Genomic DNA, 20,042 nt, shown 5'->3' with positions numbered 1-20,042 from the left:
GCGACCGGCCGGCCGAGGTCGAGGACCGCGCCGTCCCCGGCCACTGGGAAGGCGACCTGATCATCGGCGGCGGCCGCACCTCCGCGATCGGCACCCTGGTCGAACGCGCCACCCGCTACCTGCTGCTGGTCCACCTGCCCGCACGCCACGACGCCGAGACCGTCCGCGACGGCCTGGTCTCGACCATGACCACCCTGCCCGCACACCTGCGCCGCTCGCTGACCTGGGACCAGGGCTCGGAGATGGGCCGCCACCACGAGTTCACCCTGGCCACCGACATGCCCGTCTACTTCTGCGACCCGCACAGCCCCTGGCAACGCGGCAGCAACGAGAACACCAACGGCCTGCTCCGCCAGTACTTCCCCAAAGGCAGCGACCTGTCCGTCCACACACTCGAACACCTCGCCGCCGTCGCCGCCCAACTCAACCGCCGCCCACGCAAGACACTCGACTGGGACACCCCAGCCGAGCGCCTCACTAAACTCCTCACCGACAGCAGTTGACCACCGTGATGCGACGACCGCTGGAATCCACCTGTCAAATCGAGCCGGACAGGACCACCCGCCCCGAACGTTCAACTCGGCTATCCCGAACGTAGGACTCTCGCGCCCTGAACGTAGGACTCTCGCGCCCTGAACGTAGGACTCTCGCGTTCTGAACGTTCGACACGCGGGACCTGAGCGTTCGACACGCGGTACCGGAAGGTTCGACACGCGCGGGTGCGGGTTAGTCGGATTGGTCGACGCCCAGGTAGAAGGCGATCAGGCGCAGCAGGTGTTCGGTGTCCACCGGCTTGGTCACGTAATCGGTGGCGCCCGAAGCCAGCGACTTCTCCCGGTCACCCTTCATCGCCTTGGCCGTCACCGCGATCACCGGCAGGTCGGCGTACCGCGACATCGCCCGGATCGCGGCCATGGTGGCGTTGCCGTCCAACTCCGGCATCATGATGTCCATCAACACCAGCGTCACGTCGTCGTACTGCTCCAACGCCCGCACACCGGTGATCCCGTTGTCCGCGTAGATCACCTGCAACCCGTGCAGCTCCAACACGCTCGTCAGCGCGAACACGTTCCGCAGGTCGTCGTCGACGATCAACACCTTCTCGCCGTGGAAGCGCATCGGCGCGGGCGGCAGCTCCGACGGCGCGACCAGTTGCTGCGCCGGGTCGTCGGCGGGCGTCAGCAGCTCCGGCACGACCTCCGGCTCCACCGGAACGGGCGGCACCAGGCCCTGCTCCGCCAACGGCAGGTACAGCGTGAACGTCGACCCGACGCCCGGCTCGGACCGCACGTCCAACCGGCCGTCGAGCAACGCCGCCAGCTCCCGGCTGATCGACAGGCCCAACCCGGTGCCGCCGTACTTCCGCGACGTCGTGCCGTCCGCCTGCTGGAACGCCTCGAAGATCACCGACAGCTTCTCCGACGGGATGCCGATGCCGGTGTCCTGCACGTCGAACGCGACCGAGCCCTCGACCACCCGGATCCGCAGCTTGATCTCACCGTCGTGCGTGAACTTCACCGCGTTCGACAACAGGTTCCGCAGGATCTGCTGCAACCGGTGCTCGTCGGTGTGCAGGGTGGGCGGCACGTCCGGCTCCACCACGACCTCGAACGCCAGCCCCTTCTCCGCGGCCAGCGGCGAGGTCATCGCCTCCACGTACCCGACGACGTCGGACACGTGCACCGGGTCCGTCTGCACCTGCATGTGACCGGCCTCGACCTTGGTCAGGTCCAGGATGTCGTCGATCAGCTGCAGCAGGTCGGTGCCCGACGAGTGGATCGTCTTGGCGAACTCCACCTGCTTGGGGTTCAGGTTCCCGTCCAGATTGTCCGCCAGCAGTTTCGCGAGGATCAGCAGGCTGTTCAACGGCGTGCGCAGCTCGTGCGACATGTTCGCCATGAACTCCGACTTGTACTTCGACGCCGACGACAGCTGCCGCGCTCGCGCCTCCAGCTCGACCGACCCGGCCCGCAGCTCCTCGGTCAGCCGCTGCGACTCCACCAGCAGGGTGTCCGTCCGCGCGTTCGCCAGCATCGTGTTCAGGTTGACGCCGATGTTCTCCTTGAGCTGGTCCAGCAGGTCCAGGTGCACCTCGGTGAACTCGCCGAACGACCCCAGCTCGATCACGCCGAGCGTCTCGCCCTGGAACACGATCGGCAGTATCACCAGGTTCGCCGGCGGCGCCGAACCGAGCCCGGAGCCGATCTCGATGTACCCCGGCGGCACGTCGGTGACCAGCACCGTCTTCTTCTCCACCGCGACCTGCCCGACCAACGACTCGCCGCGCGTGAACCGCGTGGGCCGACCGCCGCGCGGCGTGTACCCGTAGGACGCGGTCAGGTCCAGGGCGTTCGACTCGGGGTCGGCCAGGAAGAACGCGCCGTGCTGCGCCGACACCAGCGGTGTCAGCTCGCTGATCACCAGCGACGCCATGGCGTTGAGGTCCCGGTGCCCCTGCATCTGGCCGGACAACCTGGCCAGGTTCGTCTTCAGCCAGTCCTGCTCCTGGTTGGCGCGGGTGGACGCCCGCAGGTTGCCGATCATCCGGTTGATGTTGTCCTTGAGGTCGGCGACCTCGCCGGAGGCGTCGACGGTGATCTGCCGGGTCAGGTCGCCCGCCGTCACCGCCGTCGCCACCACCGCGATCGCGCGGACCTGCCGGGTCAGGTTCCCGGCCAGCTCGTTGACGTTCTCGGTCAGCCGCTTCCAGGTGCCCGAGACGCCTTCCACCTCGGCCTGGCCGCCGAGCTTGCCCTCGGTGCCGACCTCCCTCGCCACGCGCGTGACCTCCTGGGCGAACGAGGACAGCTGGTCGACCATCGTGTTGATGGTGGTCTTCAGCTCCAGGATCTCGCCGCGCGCGTCGACGTCGATCTTCTTCGACAGGTCGCCCAGCGCCACCGCCGTCGTCACCTGGGCGATGTTGCGCACCTGCGACGTGAGGTTGTTCGCCATGAAGTTGACGTTCTCGGTGAGGTCCTTCCAGGTGCCCGCCACGTTCGGCACGCGGGCCTGACCGCCGAGGATCCCTTCGGTGCCGACCTCGCGCGACACGCGGGTGACCTCGTCGGCGAACGCGCGCAGCGTGTCCACCATGCCGTTGATGGTGTCCGCCAGCGCCGCGACCTCGCCCTTCGCCTCGACCGCGATCTTCTTGGACAGGTCGCCGCCCGCGACCGCCGTCGCCACCGCCGCGATGGACCTGACCTGCGTGGACAGGTTGTCGGCCATGACGTTGACGTTGTCCGTGAGGTCCTTCCACGTGCCGGCGACCCCCGGCACCCTGGCCTGACCGCCCAGCCGTCCGTCGGTGCCGACCTCGCGAGCCACGCGGGTGACTTCGTCGGCGAACGAGGACAGCTGGTCGACCATGGTGTTGATGGTCGACTTGAGCTCCAGGATCTCGCCGCGCGCGTCGACCGTGATCTTCTGGGACAGGTCGCCGCCGGCCACCGCCGTCGTCACCTGGGCGATCGACCGGACCTGGGCCGTCAGGTTGTTGGCCATGAAGTTGACCGAGTCGGTCAGGTCCCGCCAGGTGCCCGCGACCCCCGGCACCTGCGCCTGACCTCCCAGCCGTCCGTCGGTGCCGACCTCGCGGGCCACGCGGGTGACTTCGTCGGCGAACGAGGACAGCTGGTCGACCATCGTGTTGATGGTGTCCTTCAACTCCAGGATCTCGCCCCGCGCGTTGACGGTGATCTTCTGCGACAGGTCACCCCGCGCCACCGCCGTCGCGACCTGCGCGATGTTGCGGACCTGCGATGTCAGGTTGCCGGCCATGAAGTTCACGGAGTCGGTCAGGTCGCGCCAGGTCCCGGCCACCCCGGGCACCTGCGCCTGACCGCCCAACCGCCCGTCACTGCCGACCTCGCGCGCCACCCGCGTGACCTCGGCCGCGAACGACGACAACTGGTCGACCATCGTGTTGATGGTGGTCTTGAGCTGCAGGATCTCGCCGCGCGCGTCGACGTCGATCTTCTGGGACAGGTCGCCCTGCGCGACCGCCGTCGTGACCTGCGCGATGTTGCGGACCTGCGATGTCAGGTTGCCGGCCATGAAGTTCACGGAGTCGGTCAGGTCCCGCCAGGTGCCCGCGACGCCCGGCACCTGCGCTTGACCGCCCAGCCGTCCGTCCGTGCCGACCTCGCGGGCCACGCGGGTGACTTCGTCGGCGAACGAGGACAGCTGGTCCACCATCGTGTTGATGGTCGACTTCAGCTCCAGGATCTCGCCGCGCGCGTCGACCGTGATCTTCTGCGACAGGTCGCCCTGCGCCACCGCCGTCGCCACCTGCGCGATGTTCCGGACCTGCGATGTCAGGTTGTTCGCCATGAAGTTGACGTTGTCGGTCAGGTCGCGCCACGTGCCGCCGACGCCCGGCACCTGGGCTTGACCGCCCAGCCGTCCGTCCGTGCCGACCTCGCGGGCCACGCGGGTGACCTCATCCGCGAACGACGACAGCTGGTCCACCATCGTGTTGACGGTGTCCTTCAGCTCCAGCATCTCGCCCGCCACCGTCACGGTGATCTTCTGCGACAGGTCGCCCTGCGCCACCGCCGTCGCCACCTGCGCGATGTCGCGGACCTGCTTGGTCAGGTTGTCGGACATGAAGTTGACCGAGTCGGTCAGGTCCTTCCACGTGCCCGCCACGCCCGGCACGACCGCCGTGCCGCCCAGCCGCCCGTCGGTGCCGATCTCGCGCGCCACCCGCGTGACCTCGCCCGCGAACGTCCGCAGCGTGGCCGTCATCGAGTTGAAGCTCTCCACGAGCACGGCGACCTCGCCGCGCGCGTCCACCACGATCTCCTGCGAAAGGTCGCCCTCGGCGACCGCGGCGAGCACGCGGCTCAGCTCGGCGGTCGGCCTGGTCAGGTCGTCGATCAGGCCGTTCACCGAGTCGGCCGCCGTGGCCCAACCACCGGTCGCGGTGCTCGGGGCCAGCCGCTCGCCCAGCCTGCCCTCCTGGCCGACGGACTGCCGTACCCGGACCAGCTCGCCCACCAGCCACTGGTTGCGCTCCGCGATCTCGTTGAAGACCTCGGCGATCTCGGCTGTCACCCCGTCGCGTGGTACTACGAGACGACGGCGGAAATTGCCGTCCTTCATCTCACGCATCGCGGTCAGCAGTCGGGACAGGGTCACGTCCGTGTCGTCCTGGGCGGTCGTCACACGAGCCTCCGATGTCAGCGGAACTGCGCCAAGCCTGCCACTGTTGGAGGCAACTTGTCCGATAGGTTGGGTCGACCCGACACACAGGAGCCGTGATGGCCCAGGGCTACCGGCAAGGCGCCGACACGGGCCTCGACCTCGACGCGTGGCGTCGTGTGGTCGACGGCTTCCACGAGGCCGTCGTCGTGCTGGACCCGGAAGGTGTCGTCCGGTTGGTCAACCCTCTCGCCTCCGCCCTGTTCCCGCAGGTCCGAACGGGCTCGGTGCTGGCCGACGACGGCACCGGTCGCGGGCGGCGCCACGACCTCGGCGACGGCTGGGTCGCCCTGTACCGGGGCGTGGACGACTTCCTGGACGACGCCGCGCGCCGGCTGGTGTCGCTCACGGACCGCGCGGCGACGCTGCGCGCCGTGGTCGAGCTGGCGCCCGCCGAGCACACCGTCCTGGTGCTGCCCGGCCTCCGAAACCGTCTCGAATGGTGGCGGCGCACGCCCGCGGGGGACGTGGCCGTGGCCCGCACCACCCGCCAGGTCGCCGGCACCGCGCCCGGCCTCACCGCCGTGCTGGAACGGCTGGTCGAGCACGCCGAGCTGACCGAACTGGGAGAGGGCCCGTGGGGCGCGTCCGGTGTCGGCGTGGCCGTGCCGCTGACCGAGGGCGCCGCGCTGGTGTGCTTCGGCGGCACGTGGCAGGTCGACCTGCTCAAGCGGTACGCGGCACGGGCCGCCGCGGCGGTCGAGGCGAGCACCCGGTTCAGCGAGCAGCAGCAGACCGTGGAGGCGCTGCGGGCTGACCTGCTGCCCGTGCCCCTGCCCGAGGTCCCGGGCGTCCACCTGGCCTGCGTCTACGAGCCGGCGCACCGGCGGGTGCTGGTCGGCGGCGACTTCTACGACGTCCACCCGCGTGAGGACGGCAGCGCGGCGTTCGTGCTCGGCGACGTGGCAGGCAACGGGCTGGAGGCCGCCGTGCACAGCAGCCGGGTGCGGCGCAGCCTGCACACCCTGCTCGTGGTCGAGCAACGGCCCGCGCAGCTGTTGTACCTGCTCAACGCCGCTCTGCGCGCCGCTGGCAGCCGCCTGTTCACCACCCTCGTCGTCGGCACGGTGATGCCGGTCCAGACCGGCGGCCTGCGGCTGACCCTGGCCGCCGGCGGCCATCCCGCGCCGCTCGTGCTGCGCGCCGACGGCCGGGTGGACGAGATCGCCGTGCACGGCGGGATCGTCGGCGTGCTGCCGGAGGTGCGGTTCAACCAGACGTCGGTCGCCCTGGCGCCGGGGGAGACGTTGCTGCTCTACAGCGACGGGTTGACCGAGGCGCGCCAGCACGACGACCGGCAGGAGCTGTTCGGCGACGTGCGGCTGAAGGCGGCGCTGGCGGACTGCGCCGGGCTGTCGGCCGAGGCGGTGTCGGACCACCTGCGGCGCGTCGTGTTCGACTGGCTCGGGCAGGGGGAGCACGACGACCTGACCCTGCTGGTGCTGCAAGCGGCGTCCTGAGGGAGCGGCTAGCGCGCGCCGAGCGTGCCGGTCACCGGTTCGGCGCTGATGGCGTAGCAGACGGCGTAGGTGGCGCCGGACGACCAGTACTCCGGGGCCGGCATGACCGAGTGCGCCGTGACACCGGGCCGTGACCCGCCCAAGTAGGCCTCGACCGCCCGGGTGCAGGGGGCCAGCGACAGCTCCATCATCGTCCGGTAGCTCGGCACGGGATCGGTGTGGGAGCCCAGCCGGACCACCCCGGGCACGGCCTCGCTGCGGTGCGGCTGGTCGCAGGGCACGACCCGGGCCGGTTCGTCCAGCGGCTCGCCGGCGTAGCACCGCCGCAGCGCGCCGAGACCCGCCGAGAGCGCGCCCTTGAGGCTCCCGGTCCGCGTCGCCGCCTTGTTGTCCGGCCCGCGTTCCAGCATCGCGCAGGCGAACCACCGCTCACCGGCGGCCCACTGCTCCCGGGTCGGCCACAGGACCCGGTGTTCCAGCCGCGTGGCCTCGGCGTCCGGACCGGCCAGGTACGCGGCCAACGCGGTCCGGCACGTGGGCGAGATCGTCGTGCCGACCGGCGGGAAGTCGGCCGGGAAGCCGTGCGGCAGGTGGTCGGACAGCACCACCTCCGCCTCGTGCTCCCGCTCGCAGCCGACGGGCTGGAAGGCGTTGTCCACGATGGCCAGGCAGTCTCCGGGTCCGTAGGTCCCCACCCGCTTCGGCGGTGGCTCGGCGGACGTCGTGGTCACCACCGACGGCACCGCTCTCGGCGTGCCGGGCACGGGGTCGCTGCCGCAGGCACTCGGCAGCACGAGCGCGAGCACCCCGGCAACGCCGCGCCACCACAGGGAATCCACCACCGGGCCAACGTAAGGTCCCGCCACCCGCACCGGCGCTGTCGTGGCAGCAACCTGCCTGCGGCACGGCGCACCCGGCCTCCCGGGTCCCTAGGATCGGTGCGGTGGAGCCACCCCTCGACGAGATCGCGCGAGCCCACCGCCGCCTGCTCGACGCGATCGCCGACCTGACCGACGCGCGGGTCGCGGAGCCGTCGCTGCTGCCGGGCTGGACGCGCGGGCACGTGCTGGCGCACCTCGCCGACGCCGCCCGCGCGCGCAGCCGGGTGATCGAGCACCGTTCCCGTGGCGAGCGGGTCGCGATGTGGGAGCCCGGAGAACGGGACGCGATCATCGAGGCCACCGCGTCCCGCAGCGCTGACGAGCACCGTGCCGCGACCGCCGAGCAGTCCGAACGCCTGGAGCGGGCGTGGGCGGGCATCGTGGACTGGTCGGAGCCGGTCGACCCCGACGAGGCCGACCCGGTCCCGCCGGTGTTCACGCGCTGGCGCGAGGTGTGGATCCACCTGCTGGACCTCGACCTCGGCGTCCGGCCCGCCGAGTGGGGCGCGGACTTCGCCGTGCACACCATCGGCGTGCTGCTGCCGCGGTTGCCCGCCGGCGTGTCCCTGCGGGCGACCGACGTGCCGAGGACGTGGGGCGCGGGGACGGAGGTGGCCGGCGGGGTGCGCGACCTCGCCGCCTGGCTCGCCGGCCGCGTGCCCGACGAGCCGCCCACCTCCGCCGCGCCGCTGCCGGAACTCGGCCCGTGGCCGGCGTACCCGGTGCGCCGTCAGGATCTGCCGGACTGATCCAGCGTCCGCGAGGTGCTCACAGCCCCGATCCCGCCCGCACGGCCAGCCCCACGCCGACGGTCAGCACGAGCGCCGCGGTGATCACGGGCAGGGCGGTCAGGCGGTCGCGCAGGCGTTCCACGGCGGCCAGCCGGTCCCGCAGGCGGACCAGGACGAGGCCGACGGCGGTCAGCGTGGCGGCCATGCCGAGGCCGTAGCCGAGGACGAGCAGCACGCCGAACCAGGTGCGGCCCAACGCCACCGCGCCGAGCAGCACGACCAGCGCGGACGGGCTCGGCACCAGACCACCGGCCACACCCATGCCGACGAGACCACGCGGCCGGACACCATGCCCATGCCCATGCCCATGCCCATGCCCGTGGCCGTGCCCGTGCCCGTGGCCGACGAGCACGGGCCGACGCTCCCTCAGCGACGTGCGCAGCAACCCGACGCCGATCGCCGCCACCAGCAGGCCGCTCGCCACCCCGGCCCACCGCAGCGCCGCATCACCCGCCACCGCACTGGTCGCGCTGATCAGCAACCCCACCACCAACACCCCGGCCGTGTGCGTCACGGTCACCGTCGCACCCACCACCAAGGCGTCCCGAGGCCTGCCCGCCCGACCCGCCAGGTACGCCGCGATCACGGTCTTCCCGTGCCCCGGCAACGCCGCGTGCCCCGCGCCCAGGACCAGCGACAACAGCACCGCCGACACCCCGACCAACGGCGTCAGGTCCCGAACGCCGGCGAACGACGTGAACGCCCGCGTGGCCGCACCCCACACCGACGACCCGCCCACCGCCGTGCCGACCACCGGCGCGGACGACCCCGCCCCGACCTCCAACACCACCGAACGCACGTCCAGCGGGTCCGCCAGCAGGTCGTCCGGGTACTCCCGCAACTCACCCGTCACGCTCACCGCCGGCACCGGCGGGTCGAGCAGCGCCACGCCGTCACCCACCGCCGTCATCTCCCGCCAGCCGACTCGGTCGTCCCGGTACCCGGACCGCACCGCCACCGTCGACCCCGACGCGCCTGCCTCCACCACGCACGTCAGCCGGGTGGTCGCCAGCCCCGCGTCACCGGGCGGGAACTCGACCGCGCTCGACCGCACGTCGACCGGCACGGCCCGGCCGTCCACCTCGACCGACGTGGCCCGCGACAGGGCGGTGCACTCGCGTGCCGCGTAGTCGGACACCTCCGCCGGCCGCTCCTGCACCGTGGGTATCTCGGCGATGTCCACCACCGCGCGCACGGTCACGCGATCCGGGTGCACGGTGATCCCGTGGTAGTGGTTGACCGTGAAGTTGCCCAACGGGTGCGCCCCCGCCTGCGCCGGGAACAGCAGCAACCCCAGCAGCACCAGGCCGAGGACCTTCACCGCAGACCGTCCAGCGCCGCACGCGCCCGCGGGGCGTCCACGAACGAGAAGTGCGGGTTGATCCGCAGCGCCTCGTCCAACACCCCCGCCGCCTCGTCACCGCGTCCCAGCGCGGCCAGGATCACGCCCCGGTGGTAGAGGAAGGCGGCGTTGTGCCACCCGGTCGAGACCGCGCGGTCGGCGAACGCCAACGCCTCCTCGTGCCGACCGTTCAGGTGCAACGCCCACGCCAGGGCGTCCGCCACCAGCACGTGCTGCCGCCGTCCCCACTCGGCCTCCGCCAGCCGCAACGCCGACACCGCGTCACCCCGGTCCGCCGCCACCGCGGACGCCGCCAGGTCGTCCGGCACCAGCGCGAACTGCCGTTCCAGCACGGCGTACTGCGGAGAGGGGTCACGTCCCGCCGCACGCAGCATGGTGGCGTACTCGTGCACGAATTGCGGCAACGGCGCGCGCTGCACCAGTTCCGAGTACAGCCGCAGCGCCTCGTCCACCGAACCGCGCGCGAACAGGACCTTCGCCTTGCCCTGCGACGACATCACGTCGCGCGGGTCCACCACCAGCCCCTGCGAGTACTGCGACAGCGCCTCGTCCAGGTCACCGTTGTCGAACGCCAGCTCACCGAGGTGGTAGCGGCAGAACACCACGTCCGGCGCCGCGCCCGCCGCGTCCAACGCCCGCTCCAGCGCCTCGCGCGCGCCCGGCACGTCCCCGCGTTGCTCCAGGTCGTAGGCGGCCCGCGTGAACGACGGGACGCCGGGCTCCAGGTCCAGCATCCGCTGCACCGCGGCGGTGGCCTCGGCGGGCATCCCGAGCTGCGTCAACGCGTCGGCCAGCACCCCGTACACCTCCGCGGTGCCTGGCAGCACGGCCTGCGCCCGTGACGCGTGGTCCCGGGCCGCCGCGAAGTCGTGCCGCGCGTTCGCCAGCGCGCCCAACCCGATCGACGCGAACCCGTTGCCCTCCGGCTGGTGACGCAACGACGCGTCCAGCGCGCCCTGCGCCTTCTCGTAGTACGACGGGTCGCCGGTGATCCGCGCCTGCTCGACGTACGCCGACCCCAGCGCGGCCCACGCGCCCGCGTCCGACGGCGTGCGGCGCAGCTTGTCCTGCAACGCCGAGACGGTCCGGTGCGCGGCGACCTCCGCCACCGCGCCGGCCGGTGGCGCCGGAGCGTCCGAAGTGGACAGCGAGGTCACGGTCGTGACGAGCAGGGCGATCCCGCCGACGACGGCGGTGACGGCGACGAGCCGGAGCATGGCGGCCTCCCGGGGGATGTCCCCCTTGGAGGGAGGGGAGACCCTCCAAGGGGGACGCGGACTACTCGGTCGGGGGGTCCTGCTGGACGCGGTGGCGCAGGACCCAGGCCCCGGCGCCGATCAGCAGGATGGCGAGCAGTCCGCTCAACAGGGGCGCGGTGGGTACGCCGCCACCCGCTGTCGGCTTGATCGCGACCTCGGCGCCGCCGGCGTTGACCGCGGTGTTGTTCGGCAGGGCCACGTACGGGAACTGCTTCTCGAATGCGTTCTCGTTCGCGTCGACCTTGTCGCCGGCGGCCAGCGCCTCGACCACGCCGTTCACCGCCGCGCCCTCCAGCGTCTGCAACCCGATGTCCAGCACGTCGTCGGACAGCCTGCGCCCGTTGGGGAAGCCCTGGTTGTCCTTGACGAGCACGCCGAGGCGGTTCGGCTCGGCCGCCGGCGGGACCGCCATGTTGAGCCGCAGCTGCTCGGACGGCACGAACTCGCGCTCGTCCACGTCGGCGTTCAGGACCTGTGAGTTCAGGTCGGCCTTGATCGGACCGCCGAGCTCCGTGGTGATGCCGGTCAGGAAGACCTCCACCAGGTCGTCACGGCGGCCCTTCGGCGCGGGGATCCGGTAGATCGCCTCCACCAGCGCGGGCAGCTCCGGGTTCGTCACCCGGTCCACGAGCTCCTTGACCTTGCCGTCCTGGTCCGGTGTCAGCGAGTTGAACCTGTCCTTCAGCCCCGCAGGCACCACCACCTCGTTGACCAGCGGGTTGCCCAGCCGGGACACCTGCACCCAGTCACCGTGCGCCCGGTAGCGGCCGGGGCTGAGCTCCATCGAGCGGCGCTCGGTGTCGCCCCACACCCCGATCACCGGGTTGCGCTTCGCGTCGCCCTTCAACGCCAGCCACGCCTTCGGCACCTGCAACGCGATGGTGTTGGCGTTGAAACCGCGCAGCGTGTCCTGCCCGACCTCGGACAGGTCGCCGCCGTAGAGCAGGTCGAACACCCGCAGGTCGAGGAAGAACGAGTCGTCCGCCTGCCCGACGTAGGCCTTCGCGCCGCCCTGGATCGGCGTGATGGCCTGGTCGCGCAACGCGCGGTAGTCGGGCATCGACTTCGGCCCGGTGTTGGACGGCGCGACCCTGCCCTTGCCCACCAGCTTCGTGGACGCGCCCCGCCGGTCCACCAGCTCCAGCGCGTAGGTCTGCCGGAACAGCAGGTTCTCGTCGTCCAACGACGTCACGGCGCCGTTGTTGTACAGGAACGTCGACTTGCCGCGCCGGTCGTCGTTCTGGAACGTGAAGCGGTAGGTGAGGTCGGCCCGGGCGTCGCCGTCGTTGTCGACGTTCAGGTCGTAGCGCGCGTCGGTCGCGAACGGGTAGAAGTTCGGGCCGCCGTTCGGCTCCTGGAACGGGGAGAAGTTCGCGATCAGCGTCACGGTGTCCGGGTGGTCGGGGCTGACGAACGCGTAGACGTCGGTGTTGTCGACCGCCGGGTCGCCCGCGATCAGCGGCGCCTCGCGGTGGCTCGACGCGCCCGCACCGGACGCGCCGAGCAGACCGGTGGCCAGCGCCGTGGCGCCGACCGCGGCCAGCGCGACCGCCTTGGCGGCACGGCGGCCGGTGAGCGGTGTGGACATGCTCGATCCCTCCAACGGGTGCGCGGGCTGACATGAGGGAGTTCGGCCCGCGGGCACGTCCGGTTCAGAAGGTAGGGGGTCGGTGCTTCCGGTGAGTGGAAGATCCCGTTGACCCGTTCCGGACGGCCTACCTAGCGTTCGCCGCACGTCGAAGCCGGTTCACGGCGGTCGGAACGGGAGGTCGGATTGGCCACCATCGCCCCCCTCGCGGAGGCCGTCGCGGAGGTCGTGCGCGACGGCGACACCGTGGCTTTCGAGGGGTTCACGCACTTGATCCCCTTCGCCGCCGGGCACGAGGTGATCCGGCAGGGCAGGCGCGACCTGACCCTGGTCCGGATGACGCCCGACGTGCTCTACGACCAGCTCATCGGCGCCGGCTGCGCGCGCAAGCTGGTGTTCTCGTGGGGCGGCAACCCCGGCGTCGGCTCGCTGCACCGGTTCCGCGACGCCGTGCAGCACGGGTGGCCGCGCCCGCTGGAGCTGGAGGAGCACAGCCACGCGGGCATGGCCAACCGGTACGTCGCCGCCGCGTCCGGGCTGCCGTTCGCCGTGCTGCGCGGCTACACCGGCACCGACCTGCCCGCCCAGACCGCCAACATCGCGTCGGTGACCTGCCCGTTCACCGGGGAGGTGCTGACCGCCGTCGCCGCGCTCGAACTGGACGCCGCCGTCGTGCACGCCCAGCGCGCCGACCGGCACGGCAACGTGCAGCTGTGGGGCATCACGGGCGTGCAGAAGGAGGCGGTGCTGGCCGCGACCCGCTCGCTCGTCACCGTCGAGGAGGTCGTGGACGAGCTGCAGCCCCGGCCGGGTGCGGTGGTGCTGCCGTCGTGGGTGGTGGACTACGTCGCCGAGGCGCCGGGCGGGGCGCACCCGTCCTACGCGCACGACTACTCGGTGCGGGACAACGACTTCTACGTGGCGTGGGACGAGATCAGCCGCGACCGGGACCGGTTCGCGCAGTGGTTGGAGAGCGTCGCGTGAGCGCGCGGTACTCGTCCGACGAGATGATGACGGTCGCGGCGGCACGGGCGCTGCGCGACGGCGCGGTGTGCTTCGTCGGCATCGGCCTGCCCAGCACCGCGGCCAACCTGGCCCGCCGCACGCACGCGCCGGACCTCGTGCTGGTCTACGAGTCCGGCACGATCGGCGCGAAACCGGACCGGCTGCCGCTGTCGATCGGCGACGGCGTGCTGGCCGACACGGCGGTCAGCGTGGTCGGCGTGCCGGAGATCTTCAACTACTGGCTGCAACCGGGCCGGATCGACGTCGGCTTCCTCGGCGCGGCGCAGCTGGACCGGTTCGGCAACATCAACACGACCGTGATCGGCGGCGACTACCGCAACCCCGGCGTGCGGCTGCCCGGCGCGGGCGGCGCGCCCGAGATCGCCGCGTCGTGCCGCGAGGTGGTCGTGGTGGTGCGGCAGACCAGGCGTGCGTTCGTGGAGCGGGTCGACTTCGTCACGTCGTTCGGCTTCGGGTCCGGGCCGGGTGGACGGGAGGAGCTCGGCCTGTCCGGCGCCGGGCCGCGGCTGGTGATCACCGACCTCGGCGTGCTGCGGCCCGACCCGCGGACGTGCGAGCTGGTGCTGACCGCGCTGCACCCCGGCGTCGACCTGGCGACCGCGCGCGAGCGCACCGGGTGGGACCTGAAGGTCGCCGACGAGCTGGACCGCGGCGAACCGCCGACCGACCACGAACTCGCCGTGCTCCGCGAGCTGACCCGCTAGGCCATTCCCCCTCGGCACGACGAACAGGAGAACCCGGTGCCGACCCACCTGCCGCACACCTACCGGCCGGACGCGCCGGCACACCCGCCCGTGGCCTTCCCCGAGTACCGGTCCAACGTGCTGCGGGCGCCGCACCGGCCGTTCGAGCTGCTGCCGCAGCGGATCGGCGAGATCACCGGGCCGCTGCTCGGCGAGGGCCGCGTCGGTCCGCACGACAACGACCTGACCCTCGGCCACGACGGCGAGCCGCAGGGCCAGCGCATCATCGTGGCCGGTCGCGTGCTCGACGGCGACGGCCGGCCGGTCGCGGGCACCCTGCTGGAGGTGTGGCAGGCCAACGCGGGCGGGCGGTACCGGCACGACGCCGACCGCCACCCCGCGCCGCTGGACCCGAACTTCACCGGCGTCGGCCGCGTCATCACCGACGCCGAGGGCCGGTACTCGTTCACCACGATCCAGCCGGGCGCGTACCCGTGGCGCAACCACGACAACGCCTGGCGGCCCGCGCACATCCACTTCTCGCTGTTCGGCACCGCGTTCACCCAGCGGCTGATCACCCAGATGTACTTCCCGGGCGACCCGCTGTTCGCCCAGGACCCGATCTTCAACTCGGTCCGCGACCCGAAGGCCCGCGAGGCGATGGTGGCCCGGTTCGACCTGGGCACCACCGTGCCCGAGTGGGCGTTGGGCTACCGATGGGACATCGTGCTGCGGGGCAAGAACCCGACACCGCTCGAAGAGGAGGACGACGATGAGTGAACTCCGGACGACGCCGTCGCAGACCGTCGGCCCGTTCTTCTCGTTCGGCCTGGTGTGGTCCGACGGCCCGTTCGTGGTGCCCGAGGGCACGCCGGGCGCGTTCTGGATCGGCGGGACGGTGTACGACGGCGCCGGCGCGCCGGTGCCGGACGCGGTGGTCGAGACCTGGCAGGCCGACCCCGACGGCCGGTTCGACCACCCCGACGACCCGCGTGGCGCGGTGCGGTGGAAGGATTTCCGCGGCTTCGGCCGCAGCGCCACGGACCCCGAGGGGCGGTACTCGCTGCTGACCGTCAAACCAGGCCCGCTGCCGGTGGGCGGCGGCGGTGCGGCGGGCGGCTCGCAGGCACCCCACCTCGACGTGTCGGTGTTCTGCCGGGGCATGCTGGTGCGACTGGTCACGCGGATCTACTTCCCCGACGAGGAGGCCAACGCCGACGACCCGGTGCTCACCTCGATCGACCCGACCAGGCGGCCCACGCTCATCGCCGAGGGGGAGCCACCTGGCTACCGCTTCGACATCCACCTGCAAGGGGAGCATGAAACCGTCTTCTTCGACCTCTGAGCACGGCGGCCGGTCGTCCGGGCCGCGCGAACCGGGCACGCGGTCGCTCTGGGGCACGCTGTTCACCGACCCGGACGTGGACGACGAGACCTGCGACCGGGCGTGGCTGCGCGCCATGCTGGACTTCGAGCGCGCGCTGGCGATCGTGCAGGCCAGGGCGGGCATCGTGTCCGAGGAGGCCGCCCGGATGGTCGTCACCGCCATCGACGTCGGCCACTACGACCCGGTCGTCCTCGGCGAGGGCGCCCTCACGTCGGGCACACCGGTCGTGCCGCTGGTCCGGGCGATCGGCGCGCACGTCACCGCGGAGGGGCGCGCGGCCGTGCACAACGGCGCCACCAGCCAGGACGTGCTCGACACGGCGCTGTCGCTGGTCGCGTTCCGCGCGCTCGGGCCGATCCTGGACGGGCTGCGCGGCGTGGCCGACGAGTGCGAGCGGCTCGCGCGACGGCACCGGGACACGCTGATCGCCGGCCGCACGCTGACCCAGCACGCGCTGCCGACCACGTTCGGGCTCAAGTGCGCGGGCTGGCTGGTCGCGGTGGACGAGGCCGAGACCGCGCTGACCCGCGTGCGCACGCGGCGGCTGGCCGTGCAGTTCGGCGGTGCGGCGGGCACGCTGGCCGCGGTGCGCTCGGGCGGCGACCTGACCGCGCAGCTGGCCGCCCAGCTCGGCCTGGCCGCGCCGCTGATCCCGTGGCACACCAACCGGACCAGGGTGGCCGAGCTGGCGGGCGCGCTCGGCGAGGCGTCCGGGGTGCTGGCCAAGATCGCGCAGGACGTGGTGCTGCTGGCGCAGACCGAGGTCGCCGAGGTGGCCGAGGGCGACGGCGGCACGTCGTCGGCGATGCCGCACAAGCACAACCCGGTGCGCGCGGTCCTCGTGACCGCGTGCACCCGCCGCGTGCCGGGGCTGGTGGCCACGGTGCTGTCGGCGATGGCGCAGGAGCACGAACGCGCGGCCGGCGCGTGGCACAGCGAGTGGCAGACCGTCACCGAGCTGCTGCGGCTGGTCGGCGGCGCGGTGCGCGGCACCCGTGAGCTGCTGTCGCGGCTGCGGGTCGACCCGGAGCGGATGCGCCGCAACCTGGACCTGACCGGCGGGCTGCTGATGGCCGAGAACGTGGCCGTGCGGCTGGCCGGCGAGATCGGCCGGTCGGAGGCGCAGGAGCTGGTCGGCGAGGTGTGCCGGACCGCGGTGGCGGCCGGGCAGTCGCTGCGCGACGCGCTGCTGGCCGACCTGCGGATCGGGTTGTCGGAGAAGGAGATCGACGACGCGCTCGACCCGGCCGGGTACACCGGCAGCGCGGGCGAGTTCACCGACCGCGCCCTCGCGGCGCACCGGGGGAGGAGGCGGCCGTGAAGCCGCACTACGAGTTGAGCGGGCCGCCGGACGCGCCGGTCGTCGTCCTGGGCAACTCGCTCGGCACCACGACCGCGTTGTGGGACCGGCAGCTGCCCGCGCTGCACCGGCGGTTCCGGGTGCTGCGCTACGACCACCGGGGTCACGGCGGTTCCGGCGCGACGCCGGGGCCGTACCGGATCGACGACCTCGCCGACGACGTGCTGGAGCTGCTGGACGCGCTCGGGCTGGCCCGCGTGTCGTACTGCGGCGTGTCGATGGGCGGCATGGTCGGCATGTGGCTGGCCGGGCACGCGCCGGAGCGGATCGAGCGGCTGGTGCTGTGCTGCACGGCGGCCGGGTTCCCGAGCGCGCAGCCGTGGCTGGACCGCGCGGCGGCCGTGCGGTCGTCCGGCACCGGTTCCCTCGCCGCCGCGGCAGCCGGCCGCTGGTTCACCCCGGCGTTCCGCTCCCGGTCGCCCGAGGTGGTGGCCGCCTTCGAGACCGGTCTGTCCTCAGTGGACGATGAGGGGTACGCGGGGTGCTGCGAGGCGTTGGCGGCGATGGACCTGCGGTCCGTGCTGCCGGTGATCGAGGCGCCGACGGCGGTCGTCGCGGGTGCGGACGACGAGGCCACGCCGCCGGACTGGGGTCGCTTCATCGCCGACTCGGTGCCGGGCGCGTCGTTCCACCTCGTGCCGGGGGCGCACCTGGCGAACGTGGAGGCGGCCGACGAGGTGTCGGCGATCCTGGAGGGTCACCTGTGAGCTTCGAGGAGGGCATGCGCGTGCGGCGGGAGGTGCTCGGCGACGAGCACGTCGACCGGGCGGTCGCGAACACCGACGCGTTCACCGCGGACTTCCAGGACTTCATCACCCGCTACGCGTGGGGCGAGGTGTGGACCAGGCCCGGACTGGACCGGCGGGTGCGGTCCTGCGTCACGCTCGCGATGCTGGCCGCTCTCGGGCAGGAGCACGAGCTGGCGATGCACGTGCGCGCGGCGCTGCGCAACGGCGTGACGGCTGACGAGATCAAGGAAGTGCTGCTGCAGGTGGGCGTCTACGCGGGCGTCCCGGCCGCGAACCGCGCGTTCGCCGTGGCCCAACCGATCCTGGCGTCGGAGTGACCTGCTGTCGCGCCTCGGCCGGCTGCGGCTTGGCCTGCGCACGCCGACGGCGCCGACACTCGGTCGGCGCCGTCGGCCTGCCGGGTCACTGACCGCGGACCTCGGACTTCACCTGCTGCCCGGATTCGCGGGCGTGTTGGCCGACTTCCCGGGCGGAGCCCTTGGCCTGCTCCACGGTGGTCTGCTTGGCCTCCTGGGCGACCTGCTTGACCTGGTCCGCCGCCTCGCCCATGACGGTGCCCGCCTCGTCCTTCAGCTTCTGCGCGGACTCGGTGAGGGCCTCCTTCACCGGCTCCATGGCGCCGCCGGCGCGTTCGCTGAGCTGTCGCACGGCGTCCTGCTCGGCCCGCGTCGCCGGGATCAGGGTCGCGACCAGCGCACCCGCGCCGAACGCGATCAGGCCCGCCGCCAGCGGGTTGCCGCGTGCCTGTTGTCGTGCCTGCTCAGGCGCTTGCTGCACGGCGTGCGCGGCCTCCTGGGCCTTCTCGCCGACCGCGGACGCGGCGTGCTGCGCCTTGTCCCCGACGGTGGACGCGGCGCCCTGCGCCTTCTCGCCCACGGTGGACGCCATGCCCGCCGTGCGGTCCTGCACGGTCGAGGCGGTCTCCGGAACCGTGCCCATGACTCGCTCCTTCAACGTGCTCATCCGGTGTCGGACCCGGTCGGCCCGGCGGTGCGCGATGTTGCGCGGCCTGGCGTGGTCGACGATCCGGTTGGCGTCCGCCACCAGCTCGGCGCGGGTCCGGTCGATGTCGTGCCTTATTTGGTCGGGTGACGGGCCCATTCCGCGTCCTCCTTCAAGGTCTCGATGGTGCGCTCCGGCTTCGGGTTCACCTGGCGCAGCCGGGAGCGGCCGGTGGAGAACAGGGCGAACCCGGCGATGCCCCACAGCACGGCGACGACGAGGGTCGCCCAGCCCAGGCCCATGAACGTCGCCAGGCCGAACGCCAGCGCGAGGCTGAGCAGGACCGCGGTCATGTACCCGGCGAAACCGGCCGCGCCGAGCATCCCGGCGGCCTTGCCCGCCTTGCCGGCTTCCTGCCGGATCTCGGCCTTGGCGAGTTCGAGCTCCTGGCGCATGAGCCGGGACAGGTCTTCGGTCAGCTCGCCGACGAGCTGGCCCAACGAGGGCTCGTCCTCGATCGGCGGCACGGCTCCCGGAGGCGGTGTCGCACCGCTCGCCGGCATCGCACCGCTCGGCGTGCGGCTCTCCGGCACGTGGCCCTGCACCTGCGGCACCCGGCCATCGGTCAAGCGGGTCTCAGCGCTGGACATACGGCGATCCCTCCGGCTGGTAAGGGGCGCGCGGCGACGGCGTGCCGTACTCGGACGGCACCGGCGACGGCGAGGACGGCGTCGAGCTCGGCGTCGGCACGGCGGTCGGCGTGGTCGAGGACGTGGTCACCGGCGTCGTCGTCTGGTCGGCGTAGCCGCGCTGGGGGTACCGCGGCTGCTGCTGGTCGCCGGCGCTCATGCTCTTCGCCGCGCGTGCGACCAGGAAACCGGCCACCGCCGCGCCGATCAGGAACGTCCCCGGCTTGCGCCGCGCGAAGTCCTGCGCCGAGTCGAGCAGCCCGCGCGCACCCCGTTCGTCGAGGTACCGCGCCGCCTGCCGACCGGCGTCGGAGACCTGGCGCAACGCGCCCGCGGTCAGCGAATCGGGACCCGAGCCGTCGGCCATGGTGCCCAGCTCGTCGGCGATCCGGTCGATCTGCCGCGACACCCGCCGCGCCTGCTCCTCGGCCTCGGTCGCGACCCGTTCCCGCATGTCGTGCACCGCGTGCTTGGCCTGGCCCGTCGCCTCGTGGGCCACCTGCCCGACCTGCTCGCGCGCGGTCGAACGCACGTCCCCGGCCGCCTGCCTGGCGTGCTGCGCCACGGCCGCGCCCTCCTGTCCGGCGGTCTCGCGGACCGCACCCACCTGGTTCTCGTCCACGACTGACTCCTCAAGGTCGGCGTGCTCTCCCTAC

Annotated in this window: 18 protein-coding genes; 10 read left to right on the top strand and 8 right to left on the bottom strand. The window is 72.5% G+C overall.

Annotated features, from left to right (window positions below; all coding sequences use genetic code 11):
* On the top strand, positions 1-503 hold a 503-nt coding region (locus LNK82_RS33875), incomplete at its 5' end, for an IS30 family transposase (RefSeq protein WP_230570987.1).
* Positions 504-726: 223 nt separating this feature from the next.
* On the opposite strand, the gene LNK82_RS33870 is transcribed toward LNK82_RS33875, so the two are convergent.
* On the bottom strand, positions 727-5,172 hold the full coding sequence (locus LNK82_RS33870; protein ID WP_372470716.1) for a hybrid sensor histidine kinase/response regulator: 4,446 nt from the start codon (positions 5,170-5,172) through the stop codon (positions 727-729).
* A 95-nt stretch (positions 5,173-5,267) separates the two neighbouring features.
* Between LNK82_RS33870 and LNK82_RS33865 the strand changes: the two genes are divergently transcribed.
* Positions 5,268-6,668 (top strand): PP2C family protein-serine/threonine phosphatase, encoded by a 1,401-nt coding sequence (locus tag LNK82_RS33865; RefSeq protein WP_230570986.1) that lies wholly within the window; start codon positions 5,268-5,270, stop codon positions 6,666-6,668.
* Positions 6,669-6,676: 8 nt separating this feature from the next.
* Here LNK82_RS33865 and LNK82_RS33860 read toward each other — a convergent pair whose 3' ends face one another.
* Complete coding sequence (locus LNK82_RS33860) at positions 6,677-7,510, bottom strand: septum formation family protein (RefSeq protein WP_230570985.1); 834 nt, start codon at positions 7,508-7,510, stop codon at positions 6,677-6,679.
* 101 nt (positions 7,511-7,611) lie between these two features.
* Here LNK82_RS33860 and LNK82_RS33855 point away from each other — a divergent pair, with 101 nt between their 5' ends.
* The gene (locus LNK82_RS33855; RefSeq protein WP_230570984.1) at positions 7,612-8,298 is read left to right on the top strand and encodes a maleylpyruvate isomerase family mycothiol-dependent enzyme; all 687 of its coding nucleotides are present in this window, start codon (positions 7,612-7,614) and stop codon (positions 8,296-8,298) included.
* Positions 8,299-8,317: 19 nt separating this feature from the next.
* Here the strand turns inward: LNK82_RS33855 and LNK82_RS33850 are convergent, their stop codons facing one another.
* The 3 genes from LNK82_RS33850 to LNK82_RS33840 all read right to left on the bottom strand — a co-directional run bounded on the left by LNK82_RS33850 (position 8,318) and on the right by LNK82_RS33840 (position 12,550).
* Positions 8,318-9,661: a nickel/cobalt transporter gene (locus LNK82_RS33850; protein ID WP_230570983.1), complete on the bottom strand. Its 1,344-nt coding sequence runs from the start codon at positions 9,659-9,661 to the stop codon at positions 8,318-8,320.
* Positions 9,658-10,920: a tetratricopeptide repeat protein gene (locus LNK82_RS33845; protein ID WP_230570982.1), complete on the bottom strand. Its 1,263-nt coding sequence runs from the start codon at positions 10,918-10,920 to the stop codon at positions 9,658-9,660. Before LNK82_RS33845 ends, LNK82_RS33850 begins: the two co-directional genes overlap by 4 nt.
* Positions 10,921-10,981: 61 nt before the next feature.
* The gene (locus tag LNK82_RS33840) at positions 10,982-12,550 is read right to left on the bottom strand and encodes a DUF4331 domain-containing protein (RefSeq protein ID WP_230570981.1); all 1,569 of its coding nucleotides are present in this window, start codon (positions 12,548-12,550) and stop codon (positions 10,982-10,984) included.
* Between the two features lie 186 nt (positions 12,551-12,736).
* Between LNK82_RS33840 and LNK82_RS33835 the strand changes: the two genes are divergently transcribed.
* From LNK82_RS33835 to pcaC, 7 genes are read left to right on the top strand one after another with little or no spacing between them, the layout of a single operon-like run.
* Complete coding sequence (locus LNK82_RS33835) at positions 12,737-13,534, top strand: CoA transferase subunit A (protein WP_230570980.1); 798 nt, start codon at positions 12,737-12,739, stop codon at positions 13,532-13,534.
* A gap of 23 nt (positions 13,535-13,557) precedes the next feature.
* Positions 13,558-14,280 (top strand): CoA-transferase subunit beta, encoded by a 723-nt coding sequence (locus LNK82_RS33830; protein ID WP_230570996.1) that lies wholly within the window; start codon positions 13,558-13,560, stop codon positions 14,278-14,280.
* A gap of 36 nt (positions 14,281-14,316) precedes the next feature.
* Complete coding sequence (gene pcaH / locus LNK82_RS33825) at positions 14,317-15,039, top strand: protocatechuate 3,4-dioxygenase subunit beta (RefSeq protein WP_230570979.1); 723 nt, start codon at positions 14,317-14,319, stop codon at positions 15,037-15,039.
* The gene (pcaG, locus tag LNK82_RS33820) at positions 15,032-15,604 is read left to right on the top strand and encodes a protocatechuate 3,4-dioxygenase subunit alpha (RefSeq protein ID WP_230570978.1); all 573 of its coding nucleotides are present in this window, start codon (positions 15,032-15,034) and stop codon (positions 15,602-15,604) included. Before pcaH ends, pcaG begins: the two co-directional genes overlap by 8 nt.
* Positions 15,579-16,967 (top strand): 3-carboxy-cis,cis-muconate cycloisomerase, encoded by a 1,389-nt coding sequence (pcaB, locus tag LNK82_RS33815; RefSeq protein WP_230570977.1) that lies wholly within the window; start codon positions 15,579-15,581, stop codon positions 16,965-16,967. The genes pcaG and pcaB overlap by 26 nt, the downstream gene beginning before the upstream one ends.
* Entirely contained in the window at positions 16,964-17,713 is a 750-nt protein-coding gene (gene pcaD, locus LNK82_RS33810) for a 3-oxoadipate enol-lactonase (RefSeq protein WP_230570976.1), read from the top strand. Before pcaB ends, pcaD begins: the two co-directional genes overlap by 4 nt.
* Positions 17,710-18,072 (top strand): 4-carboxymuconolactone decarboxylase, encoded by a 363-nt coding sequence (pcaC, locus tag LNK82_RS33805; protein ID WP_308257386.1) that lies wholly within the window; start codon positions 17,710-17,712, stop codon positions 18,070-18,072. Before pcaD ends, pcaC begins: the two co-directional genes overlap by 4 nt.
* A gap of 85 nt (positions 18,073-18,157) precedes the next feature.
* Here pcaC and LNK82_RS33800 read toward each other — a convergent pair whose 3' ends face one another.
* The 3 genes from LNK82_RS33800 to LNK82_RS33790 are packed head-to-tail and all read right to left on the bottom strand — an operon-like array spanning position 18,158 to position 20,008.
* Entirely contained in the window at positions 18,158-18,856 is a 699-nt protein-coding gene (locus LNK82_RS33800; protein WP_230570975.1) for a DUF3618 domain-containing protein, read from the bottom strand.
* The gene (locus LNK82_RS33795) at positions 18,832-19,347 is read right to left on the bottom strand and encodes a phage holin family protein (protein WP_230570974.1); all 516 of its coding nucleotides are present in this window, start codon (positions 19,345-19,347) and stop codon (positions 18,832-18,834) included. Before LNK82_RS33795 ends, LNK82_RS33800 begins: the two co-directional genes overlap by 25 nt.
* Positions 19,334-20,008: a hypothetical protein gene (locus LNK82_RS33790; protein ID WP_230570973.1), complete on the bottom strand. Its 675-nt coding sequence runs from the start codon at positions 20,006-20,008 to the stop codon at positions 19,334-19,336. The genes LNK82_RS33795 and LNK82_RS33790 overlap by 14 nt, the downstream gene beginning before the upstream one ends.
* Positions 20,009-20,042 lie beyond the last annotated feature (34 nt).

It is taken from the genome of Saccharothrix luteola (genome assembly GCF_020859565.1).
GTDB classification, from domain to species: Bacteria; Actinomycetota; Actinomycetes; order Mycobacteriales; family Pseudonocardiaceae; genus Actinosynnema; species Actinosynnema luteola.
The sequence above is the reverse complement of the archived record's forward strand: the minus strand, read 5'-3'. Positions and strand labels throughout refer to the sequence as shown.